Annotated in this window: 19 protein-coding genes and 2 tRNA genes; 18 read left to right on the top strand and 3 right to left on the bottom strand. The window is 69.4% G+C overall.

Annotation, left to right across the window (positions count from 1 at the left end):
- Window positions 1-151: 151 nt before the first annotated feature.
- Together ABZ098_RS05155 and ABZ098_RS05150 are read left to right on the top strand one after the other, a co-directional pair.
- The gene (locus ABZ098_RS05155; RefSeq protein WP_356587325.1) at window positions 152-1,333 is read left to right on the top strand and encodes a PP2C family protein-serine/threonine phosphatase; all 1,182 of its coding nucleotides are present in this window, start codon (window positions 152-154) and stop codon (window positions 1,331-1,333) included.
- Between the two features lie 170 nt (window positions 1,334-1,503).
- A complete protein-coding gene (locus tag ABZ098_RS05150) occupies window positions 1,504-1,962 on the top strand; it encodes an HD domain-containing protein (protein ID WP_356587323.1) in 459 nt (152 codons plus the stop codon).
- Between the two features lie 42 nt (window positions 1,963-2,004).
- Here ABZ098_RS05150 and ABZ098_RS05145 read toward each other — a convergent pair whose 3' ends face one another.
- Entirely contained in the window at window positions 2,005-3,123 is a 1,119-nt protein-coding gene (locus ABZ098_RS05145; RefSeq protein WP_356587321.1) for an acyltransferase family protein, read from the bottom strand.
- A 365-nt stretch (window positions 3,124-3,488) separates the two neighbouring features.
- On the opposite strand from ABZ098_RS05145, the gene ABZ098_RS05140 reads away from it, so the two are divergent.
- Window positions 3,489-3,683: a hypothetical protein gene (locus ABZ098_RS05140; RefSeq protein WP_007382026.1), complete on the top strand. Its 195-nt coding sequence runs from the start codon at window positions 3,489-3,491 to the stop codon at window positions 3,681-3,683.
- 162 nt (window positions 3,684-3,845) lie between these two features.
- On the opposite strand, the gene ABZ098_RS05135 is transcribed toward ABZ098_RS05140, so the two are convergent.
- Window positions 3,846-3,919: transfer RNA gene (locus ABZ098_RS05135), tRNA-Gly, on the bottom strand.
- A 728-nt stretch (window positions 3,920-4,647) separates the two neighbouring features.
- On the opposite strand from ABZ098_RS05135, the gene ABZ098_RS05130 reads away from it, so the two are divergent.
- The 5 genes from ABZ098_RS05130 to clpX all read left to right on the top strand — a co-directional run bounded on the left by ABZ098_RS05130 (window position 4,648) and on the right by clpX (window position 9,435).
- Window positions 4,648-4,724, top strand: a tRNA-Pro gene (locus ABZ098_RS05130).
- Window positions 4,725-4,917: 193 nt separating this feature from the next.
- Entirely contained in the window at window positions 4,918-6,303 is a 1,386-nt protein-coding gene (gene tig, locus ABZ098_RS05125; RefSeq protein WP_356587319.1) for a trigger factor, read from the top strand.
- Between the two features lie 328 nt (window positions 6,304-6,631).
- Window positions 6,632-7,237 (top strand): ATP-dependent Clp protease proteolytic subunit, encoded by a 606-nt coding sequence (locus ABZ098_RS05120; RefSeq protein WP_050789879.1) that lies wholly within the window; start codon window positions 6,632-6,634, stop codon window positions 7,235-7,237.
- A gap of 70 nt (window positions 7,238-7,307) precedes the next feature.
- Window positions 7,308-7,988 (top strand): ATP-dependent Clp protease proteolytic subunit, encoded by a 681-nt coding sequence (locus tag ABZ098_RS05115; protein WP_020136160.1) that lies wholly within the window; start codon window positions 7,308-7,310, stop codon window positions 7,986-7,988.
- Between the two features lie 160 nt (window positions 7,989-8,148).
- Window positions 8,149-9,435: an ATP-dependent Clp protease ATP-binding subunit ClpX gene (clpX, locus tag ABZ098_RS05110; protein ID WP_356454969.1), complete on the top strand. Its 1,287-nt coding sequence runs from the start codon at window positions 8,149-8,151 to the stop codon at window positions 9,433-9,435.
- Window positions 9,436-9,501: 66 nt separating this feature from the next.
- Here the strand turns inward: clpX and ABZ098_RS05105 are convergent, their stop codons facing one another.
- On the bottom strand, window positions 9,502-10,548 hold the full coding sequence (locus tag ABZ098_RS05105; RefSeq protein ID WP_356587317.1) for a hypothetical protein: 1,047 nt from the start codon (window positions 10,546-10,548) through the stop codon (window positions 9,502-9,504).
- Between the two features lie 136 nt (window positions 10,549-10,684).
- Between ABZ098_RS05105 and ABZ098_RS05100 the strand changes: the two genes are divergently transcribed.
- From ABZ098_RS05100 to ABZ098_RS05055, 10 genes are all read left to right on the top strand, one after another.
- On the top strand, window positions 10,685-13,309 hold the full coding sequence (locus ABZ098_RS05100) for a valine--tRNA ligase (protein WP_356587315.1): 2,625 nt from the start codon (window positions 10,685-10,687) through the stop codon (window positions 13,307-13,309).
- Between the two features lie 107 nt (window positions 13,310-13,416).
- Complete coding sequence (locus ABZ098_RS05095) at window positions 13,417-14,901, top strand: folylpolyglutamate synthase/dihydrofolate synthase family protein (RefSeq protein WP_356587313.1); 1,485 nt, start codon at window positions 13,417-13,419, stop codon at window positions 14,899-14,901.
- A 9-nt stretch (window positions 14,902-14,910) separates the two neighbouring features.
- Window positions 14,911-15,267, top strand: coding sequence for a DUF4233 domain-containing protein (locus ABZ098_RS05090; RefSeq protein WP_356587311.1), 357 nt, complete (start codon window positions 14,911-14,913; stop codon window positions 15,265-15,267).
- A gap of 64 nt (window positions 15,268-15,331) precedes the next feature.
- Window positions 15,332-15,745 carry a nucleoside-diphosphate kinase gene (gene ndk, locus ABZ098_RS05085; protein ID WP_053846482.1) on the top strand — a complete coding sequence of 138 codons (414 nt, stop codon included), beginning with the start codon at window positions 15,332-15,334 and terminating at the stop codon, window positions 15,743-15,745.
- 309 nt (window positions 15,746-16,054) lie between these two features.
- Window positions 16,055-17,074 (top strand): rod shape-determining protein, encoded by a 1,020-nt coding sequence (locus tag ABZ098_RS05080; RefSeq protein WP_004931372.1) that lies wholly within the window; start codon window positions 16,055-16,057, stop codon window positions 17,072-17,074.
- Window positions 17,075-17,189: 115 nt separating this feature from the next.
- Window positions 17,190-18,137: a rod shape-determining protein MreC gene (gene mreC, locus ABZ098_RS05075; protein WP_356587308.1), complete on the top strand. Its 948-nt coding sequence runs from the start codon at window positions 17,190-17,192 to the stop codon at window positions 18,135-18,137.
- A gap of 11 nt (window positions 18,138-18,148) precedes the next feature.
- The gene (gene mreD / locus ABZ098_RS05070; RefSeq protein ID WP_356587306.1) at window positions 18,149-18,826 is read left to right on the top strand and encodes a rod shape-determining protein MreD; all 678 of its coding nucleotides are present in this window, start codon (window positions 18,149-18,151) and stop codon (window positions 18,824-18,826) included.
- An 80-nt stretch (window positions 18,827-18,906) separates the two neighbouring features.
- Window positions 18,907-21,162, top strand: coding sequence for a penicillin-binding protein 2 (gene mrdA, locus ABZ098_RS05065; protein WP_356587304.1), 2,256 nt, complete (start codon window positions 18,907-18,909; stop codon window positions 21,160-21,162).
- On the top strand, window positions 21,159-22,358 hold the full coding sequence (gene rodA / locus ABZ098_RS05060; protein WP_356587302.1) for a rod shape-determining protein RodA: 1,200 nt from the start codon (window positions 21,159-21,161) through the stop codon (window positions 22,356-22,358). The genes mrdA and rodA overlap by 4 nt, the downstream gene beginning before the upstream one ends.
- Before the next feature lie 65 nt (window positions 22,359-22,423).
- A complete protein-coding gene (locus ABZ098_RS05055; RefSeq protein WP_356587300.1) occupies window positions 22,424-23,923 on the top strand; it encodes a CYTH and CHAD domain-containing protein in 1,500 nt (499 codons plus the stop codon).
- The last annotated feature ends 5 nt before the right edge of the window (window positions 23,924-23,928 follow it).

The raw sequence follows: 23,928 nt of genomic DNA, 5'->3' as shown, positions 1-23,928 counted from the left end.
CTCGGCGGGGCGGGCGAGGGATTTTCGGCGGGGCCCGTCGTGAGCCGGGGCGGGTACGGCCCTTGAGGGACTGTGAAGTTGAACCTCGCACGGGGGACAAGTCGTACCTCCTGTGCCAAGCAGGGGGTTCGACGGATAAGGTCCCGAACTAATGGCAGCAGGACGAGAGCGGCGCGCGGAAGCCGAGACGTTCACGGCCCGGTTGAGGATGCAGTGGCACCGGGTCCGCGTCGGCCTGCGCAGAAGTGCCGTGGACTACTTCCGCGGCGACGGCTCGGACTGGGTCGCGCTGGCGGGCCTGCTCCTGACCGTCCCGGTGATCGCGTCCGTCACCCTGATGAACTCGGTGTGGTGCTCACCGGCCGCGCTGGTCCTCCCGATCGTCGCCGGCGGTCTGCTGCTGCGCCCGGCGAGCCTGCTCGGCCTGTACGCGGCGGCGGCGACCGCCCTGATCGTGGAGTCGGTGCAGCTGGGGCCGTACACCGAGGGGCCGTCCCGGGTCACCCCGGGCGTCGTCCTGGTCGTGGCCGCCTGCGGGTTCTTCGGCCTGCTGATCGCCCAGTTCCGCAGCCGGGTCGGCGTGCCCTGGCGGCGCGGCGGCACCATGCTGTTCGACCTGCGCGAACGCATCCGGGTCCAGAGCAAGCTGCCGCACCTGCCGCACGGCTGGCACCGGGAGATGGCGCTGCGTCCCGCGGGCGGCCAGTCCTTCTCCGGTGACTTCGTTGTCGCGGCCCGTACGAACGGCGGCCGGACGCTGGAGGTCGTCCTCACGGACGTCTCCGGCAAGGGCATGGACGCGGGGTCCCGGGCCCTGCTGCTGTCCGGGGCGTTCGGCGGCCTGCTGGGCTCGCTGCCCCCGCACGCCTTCCTGCCCGCCGCGAACGGCTATCTGCTCCGCCAGGACTGGGACGAGGGCTTCGCGACCTCGATCCACCTGGTCCTGGACCTTGACTCCGGCGACTACGAGCTCTACTCGGCCGGCCATCCGCCGGGGCTCCAGCTCAGCTCCGGCAGCGGCCGCTGGGAGGAGAAGGCCGCGGAGGGCCCGCTGCTCGGTGTCTACGACGGCGCCCAGTTCGACCCCGTGAAGGGCTCGCTGCGGCCCGGCGACGTCCTGATGCTCTTCACCGACGGTCTGGTGGAGACGTCCGACCGCGACATAGTCGAGGGCATCGACCGGCTGACGGGGGAGGCCGACCGGTATGTGGCCGGCGGCTTCCACGGTGCCGCCTGGCACCTGATCGAGGCGGTCGCGAAGGACGTCAACGACGACCGGGCGCTGCTGCTGATCTGCCGCGAGGGTCCGACGGCCCAGGCCGGGCCGCACTAGCCGTCCGGCGCGGCCGGGCGGGGTTCACCCCCCGTCCCGATCCGCCGGCCGCCCTCATCGCCCCGGTCCCCCGCTCGTCTACGGCGCCTTCGCGGGCACGATCGTCGTGCCGGGCTCACCGGGGCCGGCCTCCCGGCCCGCGCGGCGCTGCGGCGCGACACACTGGGGGAATGACCGACGAGTTGACCCTGGCCGAGGTCGAGGCCCTCGCCCGCGCCGCGCACGAGGGCCAGACCGACAAGGCCGGCCGGCCCTACGCCGAACACCTGAGGGCCGTCGCCGAGGGCGTACGCGCGCGTGGCGGCGACGACGACCAGATCGCGGCGGCCTGGCTGCACGACTCCGTCGAGGACGACGCGCTCTCCGCGCGGTGGCTCGACGAGGCCGCGCTGAGCCGCCGTACGAAGGACATCGTGCTCGCCGTCACCAAGCGGGCCGGAGAGCCGCCCGAGGCGTACGCCGGGCGCATCCTGGCGACCCCGGGCGCGCTGCTGGTGAAGCAGGCCGATCTGGCGCACAACGCGGACCCGGCGCGCCTGGCGGTCCTCGACGAGGCGACCCGGACACGACTGACCGAGAAGTACGCGAGGATGCGCGCGCTTCTCGGTCTGGGCCGCGATTCCCACTGAACCCGGGCCGTGGGTCCGCCTGAACCCGGACCGTGGGTCCGCCTAGACGCCGGCCTTCTCGCGAGGAGCCGTCTTCTCCTCGCGCGCTCGGGCCGCGTCCGAAGCGTCCTTCTTGAACGCCCAGTTCATGTCGGGCTCCATCACGCACCGGAAGACGCGGCGCACCGGCGCGGTGCACATCACGGTGACGGCGACCGCGGCCAGGGCACTCACGAAGAGCTCACCGGCCGGACGGTGCAGCCAGGCGTGGTCGAACCAGCCCGCGAAACCCGCGCCCTTGATCAGGAAGCCGTGCAGCAGATAGCCGTACAGCGTGCCCGCGCCCAGCGTGGTGAACCACATGCTGCGGCCCGGCACCCAGGCGAAGAAACAGGCCGTCAGCAGCAGCGAACTGGCGAACATGGCCAGCACCATGACGGGTCCGGTCCACCAGGGCGCGCCCATCTCCTGGACGGCGTCGCGGTGGTAGAACCACTCGGTGTCCATGCGTGGCACCGCCCACCAGCCGACCGCGAGGGCGGCCGCGAACACCGGCACCGCCGCGATCCGCATCGAACGCCGGCGCACCATCCGGAAGTGCTCGGGCTTCATGACCAGGCCAAGGACGAAGTACGGCAGGAACTGCAGCACCCGCTGGAGGTCCAGGTCGTCACCGATGTCCGGGGTCACGGACGCCAGCATGGCGATACCGAGCGCGAGCGGCAGCGGCCACCGCACCAGCTTCCAGATCGGCGTGGTCAGCCGCCAGATGAACAGCGCCACCAGGAACCAGGTCAAGAACCACGGGTCCAGGAGGCTGATCTCCATGCCCGGGTCGTGGTCGGCGTAGCGCTTGAAGAGGGAGTACGCCGTCTCGAACACGATGTACGGCACCGCGACGCCGGTCACGAGCCGCTTCAGCCGGTCCGCGCGCATGTCGAAACTGCGCGAGAAGAAGCCGGAGATGACGATGAACGCCGGCATGTGGAACGAGTACACCACCGTGTACACGCCCTCCAGGATCCGACTGTCACCCTTGAGCGGCTCCCAGGAGTGTGCGACCGCCACCAGGACGATCGCCAGGTACTTGGCGTTGTCGAAGAAGGAGTCACGCTTCTTCTGGGGCGGAGGGTCCTGCGGCGAGCGCGGACGGGGGACTGCGTCGGCGGCGGCTGGAAACATCTGAGGCACCCTAGCCCCGGCTGTGTGTTTCCGTGAAACCAGCCGTCTCGTTGCTGGTTGTTCACTTCTGACCTGTCTTCAACAGGCTTGTGTTGTCAGGATTAATCCCCCTGAAGTGCCGCATAACCACGACTGCCGCACATCTGTGCCGATGCTTCGGATTCCTTGCGGACGGAATGTGCGGGCGCGGTGACCGCGGACCGAAAGGAACCGGCCAGGGGGTGCCGGGCGTGTATCGGCATGGCCAAACGTTGGCTCACCGGCCGCATATGCGGGCCGCGTTGGTGGCACGATGGTTCTGGCGGGGGTCGCGGGGTCGCGTCCCCGGGCCGGGAGAGCGGGACCGACCGAGGGTGTGATCAGTTGTGGCCATTTCGCTGTCAGTGGTGCTGCTGTTGGGGATCATCCTCGTGGTGTTGATGCGAGGAGGCTCCATCAAGGCCGGCCCCGCCATAGTCGCGGTGCTCTTCGGCTTCTTCCTCGCCTCGACCGGCATGGCCGACGACATCCAACGCTTCCTGGACTCGATAGCGGAGACCATCAACTCGATCCAGTTCTAGCCCCGCACACAGGACAGACCCACCGAAAGCCCCCCGGCCCGCTCCTCTGAGGAACCGGGCCGGAGGCCTGTCGCTCGGGGGTTCGCCCCTACGCGGAAACGCCCCCCGGCAACGATCAGGGCCAGGTGGAGGATTGATCCTCCGACCTGGCCCTGAGTCGTATGGAGCGGGCGACGGGAATCGAACCCGCGTAGCTAGTTTGGAAGACTAGGGCTCTACCATTGAGCTACGCCCGCACAGCACGCGCCGCTGTCGGCTGACCGACGGCACGGCAGCATCGTACCGGGTCGTCACCCCTCGTCGCACACCCCTTCCGCCCCACGGGGGCTCCCGCGGCGCACGGACGGGGCTTCCGGTGGATCCCCGAGGCGCCCGAAGCCCTCCACCAGCCCCCCTCGCGCTCCGGCCACCCGAAAGCCCGACCCGCATCCGAGACCGCCGGCGCTCGACATGTCCCGACCGGCTCGAAGGTGCCGTCGGGGGGCGTGGCCGACAGGGCGACCCGCCGTCCCGCCGGATTTCCGCCGACGCTGACACGTTCGGGCACGGTCCGCCGCCGAGTCCGAGCGGGCAGGCTCGACGAGGGGCCAGTGGCGAGGCGTGTGACCGTCGCCGACGTGAGCCGGGGGCCTCCGGCCACGCCCACGTCTCCGTTGGGGCCCGGCGTGTCCTCGGCTGGGCTCCGCCGTCGAAGCCTGAGCGGCCTGCACACTCGCCGCGCACGTACGACCCCGCACCCGCCGTGGACGTATGCCGTCGCGCCCACCCGCCCGCCACGCGCCGGGGCGCAGTCGCCCGGCGGGAAAGGCTGCTCAGGTGGGTCGTGTCGGAGTCAGTCCCGGTTGGCTCAGGTGACTGGCGCCCGGACTCCGCCGTAGGCGCGCGCGGGGGTGCTGATGCCCGGGGCTCGTGAAATGCGGCAACCCCGCTGCCTGGGGGCATGTACCCTACGTGTCGCACCAGACGGGGTGTGGCGCAGCTTGGTAGCGCGTCCGCTTTGGGAGCGGAAGGCCGTGGGTTCAAATCCCGCCACCCCGACCACCTGCGCGATCAGCTCGCGTGACCACTCGCGTGACCGAGTCCGTGATCGCCTTTGGGGCGTGTCGCCGCTGCCGTTACTATGCAAGCTGCACGCCCGTGTGTCTCTCCTACTAGAAGTCCTCCGGGCGGCTATCCGCCGGAGCCGTTCTGGCCCCGGCAGAATCCGAGAAGTCAGCCACAAGGAGACCGAACCGTGAAGAGCGCCGTGGAGACCCTGAACCCGACTCGGGTTCGGCTCAGCATCGAGGTGCCCTTCGAGGAGCTCAAGGACAGCCTCGACGCGGCGTACAAGAAGATCAACCAGCAGGTCACGGTGAAGGGCTTCCGGAAGGGCAAGATCCCGGCCCGCGTCATCGACCAGCGGTTCGGCCGCGGTGCGGTGCTGGAGGAGGCCGTCAACGACGCGCTTCCGAAGTTCTACACCGAGGCGGTCAACGAGGCCGAGATCGACGTCCTCGGCCAGCCCGAGGTCGACATCACCGAGCTGAAGGACGGCGAGACGCTGAACTTCACCGCCGAGGTCGACGTCCGCCCCGCCATCGAGATCCCGGACTACTCCGGCATCGAGGTCGAGGTCGACGCCGTCGAGGTCACCGACGAGGACATCGAGAAGTCGGTCGAGCAGCTCCGTGAGCGCTTCGCCTCGACGTCCCCCGTCGAGCGCGCCGCCGAGGACGGCGACGTCGTGACCATCGACCTGGAGGCCAAGGTCGACGGCGAGGTGCTGGAGGACGGCGTCGCCAGCGGCGTCTCCTACACCATCGGCTCCGGCGAGCTGCTGGACGGGATCGACGACGCCGTGAAGGGCCTGGAGGCCGGTGGCGAGGCCACCTTCACCTCCGAGCTCAAGGGCGGCTCCGCGGCGGGCAAGGCGGCCGAGGTCACCGTCAAGGTCACCCAGGTCGCCGCCCGCGAACTGCCCGAGCTGGACGACGAGTTCGCGCAGCTCGCCTCCGAGTTCGACACCCTCGACGAGCTCAAGGCCGACAGCCGCAAGCGCCTCGAGAACATGAAGCAGTACGACCAGGCCACCCAGGCCCAGGAGCGCGTCCTGGAGAAGCTCCTGGAGCTCGTCGAGGTGCCCGTCCCCGAGAAGCTCCTCGAGGACGAGATCAACACCCGCAAGCACAACCTGGAGCACCACCAGCTCGGCCAGATGGGCCTCGACCTCGAGAAGTACCTCGAGATCCAGGGCAAGACGGCCGAGGAGTTCGACGCCGAGACCAAGGAAGCCGCGGTCAAGGGCATCAAGACCCAGTTCGTGCTCGACGAGCTCGTCAAGCGCGAGAAGCTGAACGTCAACCAGGAGGAGCTCACCGAGCACCTCATGCGCCGTGCCGCCTCCTCCGGCATGTCCCCCGACCAGTTCGCCCAGGCGGTCGTCGAGGGCGGTCAGGTTCCGCTCCTCGTCGGCGAGGTCGCCCGCGGCAAGGCCCTGGCCGTCGTGGTCGAGGCCGCCACGGTCAAGGACACCAACGGCGAGGTCGTCGACCTGGACGACGAGGACGAGACGGCCGAGACCGTCGAGGCCGCCTCCGAGGAGACCCCGGCCGAGGCCGAGGAGAAGACCGAGGGCTGAGTCCACGGCACCTCGAACGTCGCAGGAAGGGCCCCGGAGACCACGTCTCCGGGGCCCTTCCGGCATACGACCCGGGGACCCGGCCGGGGACGCGGGGAACCGCGCGGCGGGCCACGGATCGCCCGCGCTCGGCCACGATCCGGCGATACCACGGCGCTACGCCCCCGGCGAACACCCCCCTTACCGGGATTCCCCGAGGGGACCAGCGCGTTAGGGTCCATGAGTACCAGGGCAGGGAAGTCCCTCGAACTGCCCAGCCCCCGGACGGGAACACGTGAGACGGCCCGGCGCCGTCGTAAGACGAGCAGGTGGATACGTGACGAATCTGATGCCCTCCGCCGCCGGCGACCCCTCCATCGGTGGTGGCCTCGGTGACCAGGTCTACAACCGGCTGCTCGGCGAGCGGATCATCTTCCTCGGCCAGGCGGTCGACGACGACATCGCCAACAAGATCACCGCGCAGCTGCTGCTCCTTGCCGCTGACCCGGAAAAGGACATCTACCTCTACATCAACAGCCCCGGCGGATCGATCACCGCGGGCATGGCGATCTACGACACCATGCAGTACATCAAGAACGACGTGGTGACCATCGCCATGGGTCTCGCGGCCTCCATGGGGCAGTTCCTGCTCAGCGCGGGCACCCCCGGAAAGCGCTTCGCGCTGCCGAACGCCGAGATCCTGATCCACCAGCCGTCCGCCGGCCTCGCCGGTTCGGCCTCGGACATCAAGATCCACGCCGAGCGGCTGCTGCACACCAAGAAGCGCATGGCCGAGCTCACCTCGCAGCACACCGGCCAGACGATCGAGCAGATCACCCGCGACTCGGACCGCGACCGCTGGTTCGACGCCCATGAGGCCAAGGAGTACGGCCTCATCGACGACGTGATCGCCACGGCCGCCGGCATGCCGGGCGGCGGCGGCACCGGGGCCTGAGCCCCATGCGGGGCCACAACGCCCCCGCACAGCCCCTCAGCCGACCGCCCAAGCCCCTAGGAGACAGACAGTGAACGACTTCCCCGGCAGCGGCCTCTACGCCCGCACCGAGGCCGAGTACACCGGCCCGCGTGCCGAGTCCCGCTATGTCATCCCCCGCTTCGTCGAGCGCACCTCGCAGGGCATCCGCGAGTACGACCCGTACGCGAAGCTCTTCGAGGAGCGCGTGATCTTCCTCGGCGTGCAGATCGACGACGCCTCCGCCAACGACGTCATGGCGCAGCTGCTGTGCCTGGAGTCGATGGACCCCGACCGGGACATCTCGGTCTACATCAACAGCCCCGGCGGCTCCTTCACGGCGCTTACCGCGATCTACGACACCATGCAGTTCGTGAAGCCCGACATCCAGACGGTCTGCATGGGTCAGGCGGCCTCCGCCGCCGCGATCCTGCTGGCCGCCGGTACGCCGGGCAAGCGCATGGCGCTGCCCAACGCGCGCGTGCTGATCCACCAGCCCTACAGCGAGACCGGCCGGGGCCAGGTCTCCGACCTGGAGATCGCCGCCAACGAGATCCTCCGGATGCGCGCGCAGCTGGAAGACCTGCTGGCCAAGCACTCGACCACGCCGATCGAGAAGATCCGCGAGGACATCGAGCGCGACAAGATCCTCACGGCCGACGACGCACTGGCGTACGGCCTGATCGACCAGATCATCTCCACCCGGAAGATGAACAACGCCGCAGTCCGCTAGGCGGACCCCGTAGGATATGCCGCCCCTTGGCACCGTGCACGTCAAAGTGAACCCTGCCAAGGGGGGCCCGAACGGGGGGCCCGGCAAGGTACCGTCGGACATAAGGCAGCACCAGGAGCCGCTGGACCTAGGCGTCTCCCAGGCGAAGGGGAAGCACACCGTGGCACGCATCGGTGACGGCGGCGATCTGCTCAAGTGCTCGTTCTGCGGCAAGAGCCAGAAGCAGGTCAAGAAGCTCATCGCAGGGCCTGGTGTGTACATCTGCGACGAGTGCATCGATCTCTGCAACGAGATCATCGAGGAGGAGCTCGCCGAGACGAGCGAGGTGCGGTGGGAGGAACTCCCCAAGCCCCGCGAGATCTACGAGTTCCTGGAGGGCTACGTGGTGGGCCAGGAGGCGGCCAAGAAGGCCCTCTCCGTGGCGGTGTACAACCACTACAAGCGCGTCCAGGCCGGCGAGAACGGCGGCGGCAGCGGCCGTGACGACGCGATCGAGTTGGCGAAGTCCAACATCCTCCTGCTGGGCCCCACGGGCTCCGGCAAGACGCTCCTCGCCCAGACCCTCGCCCGCATGCTGAACGTCCCGTTCGCGATCGCCGACGCGACGGCGCTCACCGAGGCGGGATACGTCGGCGAGGACGTGGAGAACATCCTGCTCAAGCTGATCCAGGCGGCCGACTACGACGTCAAGAAGGCCGAGACCGGGATCATCTACATCGACGAGATCGACAAGGTCGCGCGGAAGAGTGAAAACCCGTCGATCACGCGCGACGTGAGCGGCGAGGGCGTGCAGCAGGCGCTCCTGAAGATCCTCGAGGGCACCACGGCCTCCGTCCCGCCGCAGGGCGGACGCAAGCACCCGCACCAGGAGTTCATCCAGATCGACACGACGAACGTCCTGTTCATCGTGGGCGGTGCCTTCGCGGGCCTGGAGAAGCTCATCGAGTCCCGCGCGGGCGCCAAGGGCATCGGCTTCGGCGCCACGATCCGCTCCAAGCGCGAGCTGGAGGCCAAGGACCAGTTCGAGGACGTCATGCCCGAGGACCTGGTGAAGTTCGGCATGATCCCCGAGTTCATCGGCCGCCTCCCCGTCATCACCTCCGTCCACAACCTCGACCGTGAGGCCCTCCTCCAGATCCTGGTCGAGCCCCGCAACGCGCTGGTCAAGCAGTACCAGCGCCTCTTCGAACTCGACGGCGTGGAGCTGGACTTCGAGCGCGAGGCACTGGAGGCCATCGCCGACCAGGCCATCCTCCGCCAGACCGGCGCGCGCGGCCTGCGCGCCATCATGGAGGAAGTCCTCCAGGGCGTCATGTACGAGATCCCGTCCCGCAAGGACGTGGCCCGCGTCGTCATCACGGCGGACGTCGTCCACTCCAACGTCAACCCGACGCTGATCCCGAGGGACGCCCGCGGGCGGGGTTCGGGCGAGCAGAAGACGGCGTAGCACTACAGGACACGCGAAGGGGCCCCGGTCGACCGACCGGGGCCCCTTCGGCTCGTGCTCGGCGTGTCAGGCCTTCACGCGAACTTCCGTACGCAGCTTGGCCGACATGTCGGCCGCGTTCGAAAGGTCCGCCGCCTTACCGGACATGGCGTCCGCCATGTCGATGGGCAGGACGACTCCGAGTGTGCTGTGGTCGCCCCAGATGCAGACCGGCATGCTGATCGAACTCGGGCCGCCGGCCGCCGACGCATCGCTGTCGGTCTTCATCTCCTGACACTTGAGAACCGCGCCGTCGAGGCCGGAGGGCGTGTACGCCTTCGGGCTGCCGACGACCTCGGTCTTGCCGGTGTCGCTCTTCAACTTGGTGAACATGGCGTCGACGACCTTCTCGGGGTCCTCGATGTCACCGTAGATACCCGTGAAGTTGACCATCTTCATGGCGAGGTAGTTGGCCGGGTCCCCGGACTGGTATGCGGCGGCCACCGCTTTGGGGTTCGTCACTCCGTACTTCTCGGCGTCCTTGAGGTCGCTCGTGTCGAAGCCGTCGGTGGCGCTGCTGCCGGTGGACTTCTTGTAGTCGGTGAGGACCGTGGCGGGCGTGGTCAACGTGTGCGCCCCGTCGTCCGCGATGTCCGACCCGCCGCCCCCGTTCCCGCCTCCGCCGATCACCATGTACGCCCCGACCCCGATCGCGGCCACCACCGCCACCGCGCCGACGATGATGCCGATCTTCTTCCCGTTGCCGCCGCCCGGCGGCGGGGGCTGCGGGACGCCGTAAGGGGCCTGGCCGTACGGCGGCTGCTGGCCGTACGGGGCCTGCTGGCCGTAGGGAGCCTGCGGCTGTCCGTACGGCGGGGTCTGGGGCGGGACGCCACCCTGCTGCGGGTAGCCGTATCCCGGCTGGGGCTGGCCCTGCGGGGGCTGCTGGGGGTGACCCGGCTGTCCCGGGGGCGTCTGCGGGGCCTGCTGGGGGTAGCCGTAGCCGGGCTGGGGCTGGCCCTGCGGAGCCTGCGGCGGCTGGCCGTAGGGGCCCGGCTGGCCGTACGGACCGGGCTGCGGCTGCTGCCCGGGCTGCTGGGGCTGCCCGTACGGGCCCGGCTGGTTGTGACTCATCTCTGGGTTCCCCTCCAGATGCTTATGTGTTCCCGACATCCTGGCTCAGGCTGCGTCGGCGCACGGCATCGGGGGCCCCACCGTTACAGAGCAAACACGTTTCGGGACACGCCCGGGACACCCCTAAACTGACCCCGTGACCGAGAACGCTCAGCAGCAGCCCACAGCGCCCAGCACCGAACTGCCGACCCAGTACGCGCCGGCCGAGGTAGAGGGGCCGCTGTACGAGCGCTGGGTGGAGAAGGGTTACTTCACCGCCGACGCGAAGAGCGACAAGCCGCCGTACACCATCGTCATCCCGCCGCCGAACGTCACCGGCTCGCTCCACCTGGGCCACGCCTTCCAGCACACCCTCATGGACGCCCTCACCCGCCGCAAGCGCATGCAGGGCTACGAGGCGCTGTGGCTGCCGGGCATGGACCACGCCGGTATCGCCACCCAGAACAAGGTCGAGCAGCAGCTCGCCGAGGAGGGCAAGTCCCGCCACGACCTGGGCCGCGAGGAGTTCGTCGAGCGCGTCTGGCAGTGGAAGGAGGAGTACGGCGGCCGGATCCTCGGCCAGATGCGGCGCCTCGGTGACGGCGTCGACTGGAGCCGTGAGCGCTTCACGATGGACGAGGGCCTGTCCAAGGCCGTCCTCACCATCTTCAAGCGGCTCTACGAGGACGAGCTGATCTACCGCGCCGAACGCATCATCAACTGGTGCCCGCGCTGTCTGACGGCCATCTCGGACATCGAGGTGGAATACCAGGAGGACGCGGGCGAGTTGGTCTCCATCCGCTACGGCGAGGGCGAGGACAGCCTCGTCGTCGCGACCACGCGCGCGGAGACGATGCTCGGTGACACCGCCGTCGCCGTCCACCCCGACGACGAGCGCTACCAGCACCTCATCGGCAAGCAGATCAAGCTCCCGCTGACCGACCGCACGATCCCGGTCGTCGCCGACACCCACGTCGACCCCGAGTTCGGCACCGGCGCGGTCAAGGTGACCCCGGCGCACGACCCGAACGACTTCGAGATCGGCCGCCGTCACGACCTGCCGTCCCTGACGATCATGGACGAGCACGGCGTCGTCACCGTCCACGGCCCCTTCCTCGGCCTGGACCGCTACGAGGCCCGCTCGGCCGTCGTCGGCGCCCTCAAGGAGCAGGGCCGCATCGTCGCCGAGAAGCGCCCCTACATGCACTCCGTCGGCCACTGCTCGCGCTGCAAGACCACCGTCGAGCCGCGCCTGTCCCTGCAGTGGTGGGTCAAGGTCGCCCCGCTCGCCAAGGCCGCCGGTGACGCGGTCCGCGACGGCCGCGTCAAGATCCACCCCGAGGACATGTCGAAGCGCTACTTCGACTGGGTCGACAACATGCACGACTGGTGCATCTCGCGTCAGCTGTGGTGGGGCCACCGCATCCCGATCTGGTACGGCCCGGACGGCGAGGTCGTCTGCGTCGGACCCGACGAGGAGCCGCCCACCGGCGAGGGCTGGACCCAGGACTCCGACGTCCTGGACACCTGGTTCTCCTCCGGCCTGTGGCCGTTCTCCACGCTCGGCTGGCCCGAACAGACCGAGGACCTGCGGAAGTTCTATCCGACCGACGTCCTGCTGACCGGCCACGACATCATCTTCTTCTGGGTCGCCCGGATGATGATGTTCGGCCTCTACGCCATGGACGGCGAGGTCCCCTTCCACACCATCGCGCTGACCGGCCTGGTCCGCGACGAGTTCGGCAAGAAGATGTCGAAGTCGAACCCCAACGCGGTGGACCCCCTGGTCTGGATGGACGCCTACGGCTCCGACGCCGTCCGCTTCACCCTCGCCAACGGCGCCAACCCGGGCGCGGACGTGCCGATCGGCGAGGACTGGGTCAAGGCCTCCCGGAACTTCACCAACAAGATCTGGAACGCCACCCGCTTCGCCCTCATGAACGGCGCCACGGTCGAGGGCCCGCTGCCCGACGCCTCCGAGATGTCGGCGACGGACCGCTGGATCCTGTCCCGCCTCAACACCACGGTCGCCCAGGTCGACGCGTACTACGACGACTACCAGTTCGCCAAACTCGCCGACGCGCTCTACCACTTCGCGTGGGACGAGGTCTTCGACTGGTACGTCGAGCTGTCGAAGACGACGTTCTTCGCGGGCGGCGAGCAGGCCAAGGTCTCCGGCCGGGTCCTCGGCGAGGTCCTCGACGTGACGCTGCGCCTGCTGCACCCGGTCATCCCGTTCGTGACGGACGCCCTGTGGACCACCCTCACGGGCGGTGAGTCCCTGGTCATCGGCGAGTGGCCCAGCGACAGCGGGTTCCGCGACAAGGACGCCGAGGACGAGATCGCGCTGGTCCAGCGGGTCGTCACCGAGGTCCGCCGGTTCCGCAAGGACCAGGGCCTCAAGGACGGCCAGAAGGTCCCGGCCCGCCTGGAACTCACCGGCACCGCGCTCGCCCCGCACGAGCCGGCCATCCGCCAGCTGCTGCGACTCCAGCCCGAGGCCGAGGGCTTCGCGGCCACGGCGACCCTCCCGGTCGCCGGCGCCACGGTCGCCCTCGACCTGTCCGGCACCATCGACGTGGCGGCCGAGCGCAAGCGCCTCGCGAAGGACCTGGCCGCGGCGGAGAAGGAGAAGGCCCAGGCGACGGGCAAGCTCGGCAACGAGGCGTTCCTGGCCAAGGCTCCCGACAACGTCGTGGACAAGATCCGGGGCCGCCTGGCCAAGGCGGACGAGGACATCAAGAGGATCCAGGCCCAGCTGGAAAACCTGCCCCAGCAATAGGACACCCAAGGGGGCGCGGGGAACTGCGCGACCAGCCACATACCTCCCCGCGCCCGCCGAACGGGACCAGCCGCCCCCTACCTCAGGCGCAGCCCTAAACTGACCGTGTGAGTGACACCGACCCCTTCGACGAGATCGTCGCCGCCGAGACCGACCGTGACCCCGACCTCGCGGTCATCGAGGCCGGCAGCCGCACCCTGCGCACCCAGGGCGGCCCGCCGGAGGCCGACGTGCCCGCACGACCCGAGGACCCCCAGGTCGACAAGGCTCTGCGCGAGGTCGAGGCGGAGCTCGCCACCCGCTGGGGCGAGACCAAGCTGGAGCCGAGCGTCAGCCGCATCGCCGCGCTGATGGACGTGCTGGGCGAGCCGCAGCGGTCGTACCCCTCGATCCACATCACGGGGACGAACGGCAAGACCTCCACCGCCCGCATGATCGAGGCCCTCCTCGGCGCCTTCGAACTGCGCACGGGCCGGTACACCAGCCCCCACGTGCAGTCCGTCACCGAGCGCATCAGCCTGGACGGCGCCCCGATCTCGGCCGAGCGGTTCATCGAGACGTACGAGGACGTCAAGCCGTACATCGAGATGGTCGACGCGCAGCAGCAGTACCGGCTGTCCTTCTTCGAGGTGCTGACCGGCATGGCGTACGCCGCCTTCGCGGACGCGCCCGTCGACGTGGCCGTCGTCGAGGTCGGCATGGGCGGCTCCTGGGACGCCACCAACGTCATCGACGGCGATGTCGCCGTCGTCACCCCCATCGACCTGGACCACACCGACCGGCTCGGCGAGACCCCCGGCGAGATCGCCGTCGAGAAGGCCGGGATCATCAAGCAGGACGCGACCGTGGTCCTGGCCCAGCAGCCGGTCGACGCGGCGCAGGTCCTGCTGAAGAAGGCCGTGGAGGTCGACGCGACCGTCGCGCGCGAGGGCCTGGAGTTCGGGGTCGTCTCCCGGCAGGTCGCCGTCGGCGGGCAGCTGCTGACCCTGCGCGGTCTCGGTGGCGAGTACGAAGAGGTGTACCTGCCGCTGCACGGCCCGTACCAGGCGCACAACGCGGCCGTGGCGCTCGCCGCCGTGGAGGCGTTCTTCGGGGTGGGCGCCCAGCGCCCGGACCCCCTCGACATCGACACCGTCCGCAAGGCCTTCGCCTCCGTCTCCTCCCCGGGACGCCTCGAAGTCGTACGGCGGTCCCCGACCGTCGTCCTGGACGCCGCCCACAACCCGGCGGGCGCCCGTGCCACCGCCGAGGCGGTCGGCGAGGCCTTCGACTTCAGCCGGCTGATCGGTGTGGTGGGCGCGAGCGGCGACAAGAACGTACGGGGGCTGCTGGAGGCCTTTGAGCCGATCTTCGCCGAGGTCGTCATCACCCAGAACTCCAGCCACCGCGCGATGGACGCCGACGAACTCGCCGCGATCGCCGTCGAGGTGTTCGGCGAGGAGCGTGTCCAGGTCGAGCCGCGGCTGCCGGACGCCCTGGAGGAGGCGATCACGCTGGCCGAGGAGGACGGCGAGTTCGCGGGCGGCGGTGTGCTCGTCACCGGGTCGGTCATCACGGTCGGCGAGGCCCGGCTGCTGCTGGGAAGGGGCTGAGCCGCGGCCATGCGTACGCTCTGTGCTTCGACCCTGATCGGCGAGTTCTTCGTCGTCGGCTTCGCCGCCCTGGTCGCGATGAAGGACCCCGACCTGGCTGCCTCCACGGTGTGGACGGTCAGCGGTATCGCCATGTTCTTCTGCCTCGCCCTGTGCGGGGTGGTGACCCGGCCCGGCGGCGTCGCCCTCGGCTGGGCGCTCCAGATCGCCCTGATCGCCTCCGGGTTCGTGGTGCCGACCATGTTCTTCATGGGCGCGGTCTTCGCGGCCCTGTGGTGGGCGTCCGTGCACTACGGCCGGAAGATCGACGAGGCGAAGGCCCGCTTCGCGGCTCAGGCCGACTCCTCTACACCTGACGCTGTGTGACCGGCGAGCCGACACGCCCTGTAATCTCGTCCCACCGCACATGTCAGCAGGTTAGGAGCCCCTCGTGAGCCAGCGCACCCTCGTCCTTCTCAAGCCCGACGCCGTCCGTCGTGGCCTGACCGGCGAGATCATCAGCCGTATCGAGCGCAAGGCCGGCTGGCAGATCACCGCGCTGGAGCTGCGCACCCTGGACCAGGAGACGCTGGAGCAGCACTACGGCGAGCACAAGGGCAAGCCCTTCTACGAGCCGCTGGTGGAGTTCATGGCCTCCGGTCCGGTCGTCGCGCTGATCGTCGAGGGCGAGCGGGTCATCGAGGGTGTACGCCAACTGGCGGGTCCCACCGACCCGATCGCGGCAGCGCCCGGCTCCATCCGGGGGGACTTCGGTGTCATCGTCCGCGAGAACCTCATCCACGCGTCCGACTCGGAGGAGTCCGCCGAGCGCGAGGTGAAGATCTTCTTCCCCGGGCGCGCATAGGTCGTGTGCGTAGGTTTGGTGGCATTTTCTGAGGACGCGTCAGCTCGCACTCCCGTCTGACCTGGGGCGGCCGTACTTTTTCGGCCGTCCTTTGGCATATGCGTGCCGATCGGGGGAACGCGTGGCCCTTATGGACCGTCTCCACAAGCGAGGCGGCGTTTGATCTGCTGACAATGGCGAAGACCCTCGCGCAGTGTTCGTGCAGGCGCGTCTACGATGGAAGCCTTCACGTCACAGCACCCACTTCGCCGACCTGAAAAGCCCTCAAAAGCTCCCAGGAAGGCCAGACGAATCCTGATGGGGAACTCAATGTCGTTCATCGGCCGTGACATGGCTGTCGACCTCGGGACCGCCAACACGCTGGTGTACGTCAGGGGTCGCGGGATCGTACTCAACGAGCCGTCCGTCGTCGCGATCAACACGAACACCGGTGGAATCCTGGCTGTCGGCGCCGAAGCGAAGAAGATGATCGGGCGGACCCCCGGCAACATCGTTGCCGTGCGGCCGCTGAAGGACGGCGTGATCGCCGACTTCGAGATCACCGAGCGGATGCTGCGCTACTTCATCCTGAAGATCCACAAGCGGCGGTATCTCGCGAGGCCGCGCGTCGTCGTGTGCGTGCCCTCGGGCATCACCGGCGTCGAGCGCCGCGCCGTCATCGAGGCGTCGTCCCAGGCCGGCGCCCGCCAGGTGCACATCATCGAGGAGCCCATGGCGGCCGCCATCGGCTCCGGCCTGCCGGTCCACGAGGCCACGGGCAACATGGTGGTGGACATCGGCGGCGGCACCACGGAGGTCGCGGTCATCTCGCTCGGCGGCATCGTCACCGCCCAGTCCATCCGCGTCGCGGGTGACGAGCTGGACAACGCGATCATCCAGCACATCAAGAAGGAGTACTCCCTCCTGCTGGGTGAGCGGACAGCCGAACAGATCAAGATCACGATCGGTTCGGCGTACGACCTTGACGCCGACGAACACACCGAGATCCGGGGCCGGGACCTCGTCTCCGGGCTGCCCAAGACCGTCGTCATCTCGGCCGCCGAGGTCCGCAAGGCGATCGAGGAACCGGTCAACGCCATCGTCGACGCCGTCAAGACGACCCTCGACAAGTGCCCGCCGGAGCTCTCCGGCGACATCATGGACCGCGGCATCGTCCTCACCGGCGGCGGCGCCCTGCTGCGCGGGCTCGACGAGCGGCTGCGCCGGGAGACCGGCATGCCGATCCACATCGCCGAGGACCCGCTGGACAGCGTGGCGCTCGGCTCCGGGAAGTGCGTCGAGGAATTCGAGGCGCTCCAGCAGGTGCTGGACGCCCAGCCGCGCAGATGACGTAACTCTTCGATTCCGCCGTACGAGATGATCTCCTCTCGTGCGGCGGATCGTTGATATCGAGGCATAAGCTCCCACAAACGCAACTCCAATAAGAAGGGCACGGCCGCCGCACGTGAGGGACACACGAGAGAGCCGGCTGCTCCTGGTGCTGCTGATCGCCGTCGCGTTCGCGCTGATCACGGTCGACATCCGCGGCGGGGAGGACTCGCCGGTCGACGGTGCCCGCCAAGGCGCGGCCGCCGTGTTCGGCCCCATCGAGAACGGCGTGTCCGACGCGGTCGACCCGGTCGGCAACGCCGTCTCCGCCATCCGCGACTCCGGCGAGCGGCACGACCGGCTCGCCACGCTGGAGAAGGAGAACGCCGCCCTCAAGGCGAGACTCGGCAGCGACGACCGCAACTCCAGCCGCCTCAAGCAGCTCGACAAGATGCTGAAGATCGCCGGCGCGGGGCAGTACGGCATCAAGGGCGCCCAGGTCATCGCCATAGGAGCGGCCCAGGGCTTCTCCTGGACCATCACCGTGGACGTCGGCGCCGACGACGGCATCCGGCGCGACATGACCGTCCTCAACGGCGACGGACTGGTCGGCCGCGTCACCACCGTCGGCCCGAACACCGCCACCGTGCTCCTCGCCAACGACCCCGACTTCACCGTCGGCACCCGCATGGAGGCCAGCGACGAACTCGGCTTCGCCTCCGGACAGGGCGACCGCCCGCTGCGCGTCGAACTGCTCAACGGCAAGGCCGAGATCAAGAAGGGCGACCGCCTGGTCACCTTCGGCTCCCAGGCCGACAAGCCGTTCGTGCCCGGCGTCCCGGTCGGCGTCGTCTCCCGCGTCGACCCCTCCGGCGGCGACCTCACCCGCACCCTGTACGTCACGCCGTACGTCAGCTTCACCAAGCTCGACATCGTCGGCATCGTCGTCCAGGCCCCCAAGAAGGACCCGCGCGACACGGTGCTGCCCGCCAAACCGAAACCGACGCCCACGCCGACCGTGACGGTGACCGTCACCCCGTCCGCCAATGCGCCGGTCGACGGCGAGATCCAGCAAGAGCAGTAGGAGCTGTAGTCATGCGCGTCAACCGGATCCTGCTGTCCTCCGCCCTGATCGTGGTCGCCCTGGTGATCCAGGTGAGCGTCCTCGCCCGCCTCCACCTCCCCGGCGCCGTCCCCGACCTGCTGCTCCTGACCGTCCTCGGCCTGGCCCTCGTCTACGGCCATGTCGGCGGCGCCCTCGTCGGCTTCGCCGCCGGTCTCCTCGCCGACCTCGCCCCGCCCGCCGACCACGCCGCCGGGCGCTACGCCCTGGTCCTGTGCGTCATCGGCTACCTCGCGGGCCTCGCCAAACCGGAGAACGGCCGCCTCAAGTCGGCCACCGGACCCATGGTCGTCGTGGTCGCCGCGGCCATCGGCACCACCCTGCTGTACGCCGGTGTCGGCGCCCTCGTCGGCGACACCGCCGCCCGCCATGTCGGCCTTCCCAGCCTGCTGTTCACCGCCGCCCTGTACGACCTGCTGCTCGCCCCGTTCGTCGTCCCCGGCATCATGGCGCTCGCCCGCCGCGCCGAGAACGACCCGCTCGCCGAGGCCGGCTCGGCGGCCAAGTCGACGGACATCTCCTCCGGCTGGCTCTCCTCCGGCACGGGGCTGAAGATCGGTGGTCAGCGGGGCGGCCTGAGCGGCCTGAAGACCAAGGCACGCACCCGCACCGCGCGGGTCGGCCGCATCAAGGGGGTCAAGCGGCTGTGACCCCACGGGAGCCGGCGGACCGCGTTCACAGGTTCGCCGTATATGACACGTACACGCACTGAGAGGGGGCGGCAGCCGCAGTGACCAATATCCCCGAGACCGGACGGACCCCACGGGTCCAGATCCGCCTCGTCGTCATCCAGATCCTCGTGCTGTCCCTCCTCGGCACCCTCGGCGGCCGCCTCTGGTACCTCCAGATCCGCGAGGGCGACGCCTACGCCAAGGAAGCCTCCGGGAACCACGTCCAGCAGGTCGTCGAGCCCGCCGTGCGCGGCTCCATCCTGGACGCCCGCGGAGTGGCGCTGGCGGACAACGAGACCCGGCTCGTGGTCTCCGCCTCCCGCACCGACCTGCTGAAGATGAAGGACGACGGCAAGGCCGTCCTCACCAAGCTGGCCAAGGTCCTCGGCATGACCGCCAAGGACGTCATGCTCAAGGTCCGGCTCTGCGACGCCAAGACCCCGCAGCCCTGCTGGAACGGCTCGCCCTACCAGCCCATCCCCATCACCGACGAGGCCACCCCCAAGCAGGCCCTGCAGATCCGCGAGCGCGCCGAGGACTTCCCCGGCATCACCGCCGAGCCGGAGGCCGTGCGCCGCTACGCCGCCCCCGGCAAGTCCAACGCCGCCCAGGTCCTCGGCTACCTCTCCCCGGTCACCGACGAGGAGATCACCAAGGCCCAGAACACCGACTCGCCCTATCTGCGCTCCGACCAGGTCGGCCGCTCCGGCCTGGAGCGCGAGTACGACAAGGAACTGCGCGGCAAGGCGGGCGTCACCCGCTACGAGGTCGACAACCTCGGCCGGGTCATCGGCCAGGCCGAGGCCGACGAGGCCCAGCCCGGCGCCAACCTCGTCACCAGCATCGACGCCCGCGTCCAGCGGGTCGCGGAGTACGAGCTGAACGACGCGATGAAGGAAGCCCGCAAACAGTTCGACGACAACACCGGCGAGAACTACAAGGCCGACTCGGGCGCGGTCATCGTCATGGAGGCCAAGACCGGCCGCATCGTCGCGATGGCGTCCAACCCGACCTACGACCCGAACGCCTGGGTCGGCGGCATCTCCGCCAAGGACTACGCCAGGCTCACCGGCAAGAAGTCCAACTACCCGCTGCTGAACAGGGCCATACAGGGTCAGTCCGCGCCCGGCTCCACCTTCAAGGTGATCTCCACGGCCGCCGCCGTGGAGGCCGGCTACGACTTCGACGGCCGCTACCCGTGCACGAGTTCCTACTCGGTCGGCGGCCAGGTCTTCAAGAACTTCGAGTCGGAGAACTTCGGCCCCATCTCGCTCGGCCGGGCCCTGGAGGTCTCCTGCGACACCGTCTTCTACGGCCTCGCCCACCGGGAATGGCAGCGCGACGGCGGCATCAACCCGAAGAAGGGCGAGCCCAAGGACTACTTCTACAAGGCCGCCCACCAGTTCGGCCTCGGCAAGGAGACCGGCATCGACCTCCCCAACGAGGTCACCGGCCGCGTCCCCGACCGCCAGTGGAAGGAGTCCTACTGGGAGGCCAACAAGGACGCCTGGTGCAAGACCGGCAAGAAGGACGGCGACTACGTCCAGAAGATCGCCTACGAGAACTGCCTCGAAGGCAACAAGATGCGCGCCGGTGACGAGATCAACTACTCCATCGGCCAGGGCGACACCCTCGTCACCCCGATCCAGATGGCCACGATCTACGCGGCGATCTCGAACGGCGGCACCCTGTTCAACCCGACCGTCGGCAAGGCGATCGTCAGCGCCGACGGCAAGAAGGTCGACGAGATCAAGCCCTCCTCGCACGGCAGGCTGCCCATAAGCAGGACCACGCTCAGCAAGATGGACGAGGCCCTCGCGGGCGTCGCCACCCGCGGTACCGCCGCCTGGCGCTTCGCCCAGGTCGGCTGGCCGCAGGACAAGATCCCGATGCACGCCAAGACCGGTACCGCCGAGGTCTACGGCAAGCAGACGACGTCCTGGTTCGCCACGTACACCAAGGACTACTCGATCGTCATGACGATCTCCCAGGGTGGTACGGGCTCCGGCGCCTCCGGTCCCGCCGTCCGCAATATCTACGACGCGCTGTACGGCGTCTCCGACGACGGCACCATCGACAAGAAGAACGCCCTGCTGCCGACCCCTCAGAAGAGCCTGCCGAAGGTCCAGACGGACGGGACCATCAAGTCCCCGAAGATCGCCAAGGACCCGGCCAAGGACCAGCGGGCGAGCCAGGAGGGCGCGCCCGAGCCGGACGAGACACAGCAGGGCGCGACCGTGAACACGTCGACCGGCGGGAACCGTGACACCCGCAGGCGCCGCCGCAAGCGGGGAAACCGGAGGATGCTCACATGACCGGGGCCAACAGCTTCCAGGTCTCCGGGTACGGCCCCGCGCGCGCGGGCTGGACCCGGCTGCTGGCCCGCGACTCGCTCGCCCGCCGCCTCGACTGGCCGATACTGTTCTCGGCCCTCGCCCTGTCCATGATCGGCTCGGTCCTGGTCTTCTCGGCCACCCGCAACCGCACCGAGATCAACCAGGGCGACCCGTACTACTTCCTGATCCGGCACATCATGAACACCGGCATCGGGTTCGCCCTGATGATCGGCACGGTGTGGGTCGGCCACCGCACCCTGCGCACCGCCGTGCCCCTGCTGTACGGCCTCTCGCTCTTCCTGATCCTCATGGTGCTGACCCCGCTGGGCTCCACGGTCAACGGCGCCCACTCCTGGATCGTGCTCGGCGGCGGCTTCTCGCTCCAGCCCTCGGAGTTCGTGAAGATCACGATCATCCTCGGCATGGCGATGCTGCTCGCGGCCCGGGTCGACGCGGGCGACAAGCCCTACCCCGACCACCGCACGGTGCTCCAGGCCCTCGGCCTCGCCGCCGTACCGATGCTGATCGTGATGCTCATGCCCGACCTCGGGTCGGTCATGGTCATGGTCATCATCGTGCTCGGCGTGCTGCTCGCCTCCGGCGCCTCCAACCGGTGGGTCTTCGGACTGCTCGGCGCGGGCACGGCCGGCGCGCTCGCGGTATGGCAGCTCGGAGTGCTGGACGAGTACCAGATCGCCCGCTTCGCCGCCTTCGCCAACCCGAGCCTCGACCCGGCGGGCGTCGGCTACAACACCAACCAGGCCCGGATCGCCATCGGTTCGGGCGGACTGACGGGTGCGGGCCTCTTCCACGGCTCGCAGACCACCGGCCAGTTCGTCCCCGAACAGCAGACCGACTTCGTCTTCACCGTCGCCGGCGAGGAACTGGGCTTCGTCGGCGCGGGCCTGATCATCGTCCTGCTCGGGGTCGTCCTGTGGCGGGCCTGCCGGATCGCCCGCGAGACGACCGAGCTGTACGGCACGATCGTGGCCGCCGGCATCGTCGCCTGGTTCGCCTTCCAGTCCTTCGAGAACATCGGCATGACCCTCGGCATCATGCCGGTCACCGGTCTGCCGCTGCCGTTCGTCTCATACGGCGGGTCGTCGATGTTCGCAGTATGGGTGGCCATAGGGCTGCTGCAGTCGATCAAGGTGCAGCGGCCCATGTCGGCGTGACCGGGGCTGGGCCGGGTGGCCGTGGCCCACTGCCGGAACCCGGGGCCGACCACTAGATTCGAATCATGGCGGACACGAAGCGGGAGATCGAGCGCAAGTACGAGTCCGACGACAGCGGCCTGCCCGACCTGACCGCGGTCGCCGGGGTCGAGGCCGTCGTCGACAAGGGTGTCGCCCACTTGGACGCCACCTACTACGACACCCCTGACGAACGCCTCATGGCGTCCTCGGTCACCCTGCGCCGCCGCACCGGTGGCTCGGACGCGGGCTGGCACCTGAAGTTCCCCGTCTCCGAGGGCGTGCGCGACGAGATCCGCGCCCCGCTCTCCGACACCCTCCCCGACGAACTCGCCGCCCTGGTCCGCTCCCGCGTCCGGGACGTCGAGCTGCTGCCCGTGGTCCGGCTGCGCTCGGACCGCGATGTGCGCCACCTCCTCGACGCGGACGGGCAGTTGCTCGCCGAGGTCAGCGTCGACGCCGTGCACGCCGAGCGGCTCAGCGGCGGCGTCGGCGACGCCCAGTGGACCGAGATCGAGGTGGAACTCGCCGACGGCGGCGACCCGGCCTTCCTCGACAAGGTGGACAAGCGGCTGCGCAAGGCGGGCGTACGGCCCTCCGGCTCCTCCTCGAAGCTGGCCCGGGCCCTCGCGGAGACCGCGCCGAAGAAGAAGCGCCCCGGCACTGGGGACCCGGTGACCGCGGGCGACCACGTCCTCGCGTACGTCCGTACCCAGCGGGACGCGATCGTCGCGCTCGACCCGGCCGTCCGCCAGGACGCCGAGGACTCCGTGCACAGCATGCGCGTCGCCACCCGCCGGCTGCGCAGCACCTTCAAGTCGTACGGCAAGGTCCTCGACCGGGCCGTCACCGACCCGATCGGGGACGAACTGAAGTGGCTGGCCGGCGAGCTGGGCGTGGACCGGGACCGTGAGGTGCTCAGCCGGCGCCTGTCGGCGGCCCTCGACGAGGTGCCCGAAACGCTGGTCTCGGGGCCCGTGGCCGAGCGCCTGCGCGCCTGGGCCGGGAGCAGTCCCGGCGGGGCGAGCGCACGACTGATCGGGGTGCTGGACTCCCGTCGCCACCTCGCCCTGCTCGACACCCTGGACGCGCTGATCGCAAACCCGCCCCTGCTGAAGGCGGCCGGGAAGAAACCCCACAAGGTGATCGCCAAGGCCGTGCGGAAGGACTTCCGCAAGGTCGCCGGGCTCGTCGGCCGGGCCCTGGAGCTGGAGCCCGGCACCGACCGGGACAAGACGATGCACGAGGCCCGCAAGAAGGCCAAGCGCACCCGATACGCGGCGGAGGCGGCCCGCCCGGCCCTCGGCAAGCCGGCCAAGGCCATGGTCAAGTCCATGAAGGCACTCCAGAACCTGCTGGGGGAGCACCAGGACGGCGTGATGGCCCGGCAGACCCTGCGCGAGCTGTCCGCGGTCGCCCACGCGGCGGGGGAGAGCGCCTTCACGTACGGCCTGCTGTACGGGCGTGAGGAGCAGCGGGCGGCGGTGGTGGAGGCGGAACTGCCGGGGTTCTGGGACGGGATCAAGGGGGCGGCGGACGCCCTCTGAGCTTC

Source organism: Streptomyces sp. NPDC006335 (assembly GCF_040612795.1).
Lineage (GTDB): Bacteria > Actinomycetota > Actinomycetes > Streptomycetales > Streptomycetaceae > Streptomyces.
The sequence above is the reverse complement of the archived record's forward strand: the minus strand, read 5'-3'. Positions and strand labels throughout refer to the sequence as shown.

Coding starts and splice junctions, on each gene's coding strand:
- ABZ098_RS05080 (WP_004931372.1), top strand. CDS start 16,055: ATGTCGTTCATCGGCCGTGACATGGCTGTCGACCTCGGGACCGCCAAC.
- ABZ098_RS05145 (WP_356587321.1), bottom strand. CDS start 3,123: ATGTTTCCAGCCGCCGCCGACGCAGTCCCCCGTCCGCGCTCGCCGCAG.
- ABZ098_RS05120 (WP_050789879.1), top strand. CDS start 6,632: ATGCCCTCCGCCGCCGGCGACCCCTCCATCGGTGGTGGCCTCGGTGAC.
- ABZ098_RS05150 (WP_356587323.1), top strand. CDS start 1,504: ATGACCGACGAGTTGACCCTGGCCGAGGTCGAGGCCCTCGCCCGCGCC.
- mreD (WP_356587306.1), top strand. CDS start 18,149: ATGCGCGTCAACCGGATCCTGCTGTCCTCCGCCCTGATCGTGGTCGCC.
- ABZ098_RS05055 (WP_356587300.1), top strand. CDS start 22,424: ATGGCGGACACGAAGCGGGAGATCGAGCGCAAGTACGAGTCCGACGAC.
- ABZ098_RS05090 (WP_356587311.1), top strand. CDS start 14,911: ATGCGTACGCTCTGTGCTTCGACCCTGATCGGCGAGTTCTTCGTCGTC.
- ABZ098_RS05105 (WP_356587317.1), bottom strand. CDS start 10,548: ATGAGTCACAACCAGCCGGGCCCGTACGGGCAGCCCCAGCAGCCCGGG.
- rodA (WP_356587302.1), top strand. CDS start 21,159: ATGACCGGGGCCAACAGCTTCCAGGTCTCCGGGTACGGCCCCGCGCGC.
- ABZ098_RS05155 (WP_356587325.1), top strand. CDS start 152: ATGGCAGCAGGACGAGAGCGGCGCGCGGAAGCCGAGACGTTCACGGCC.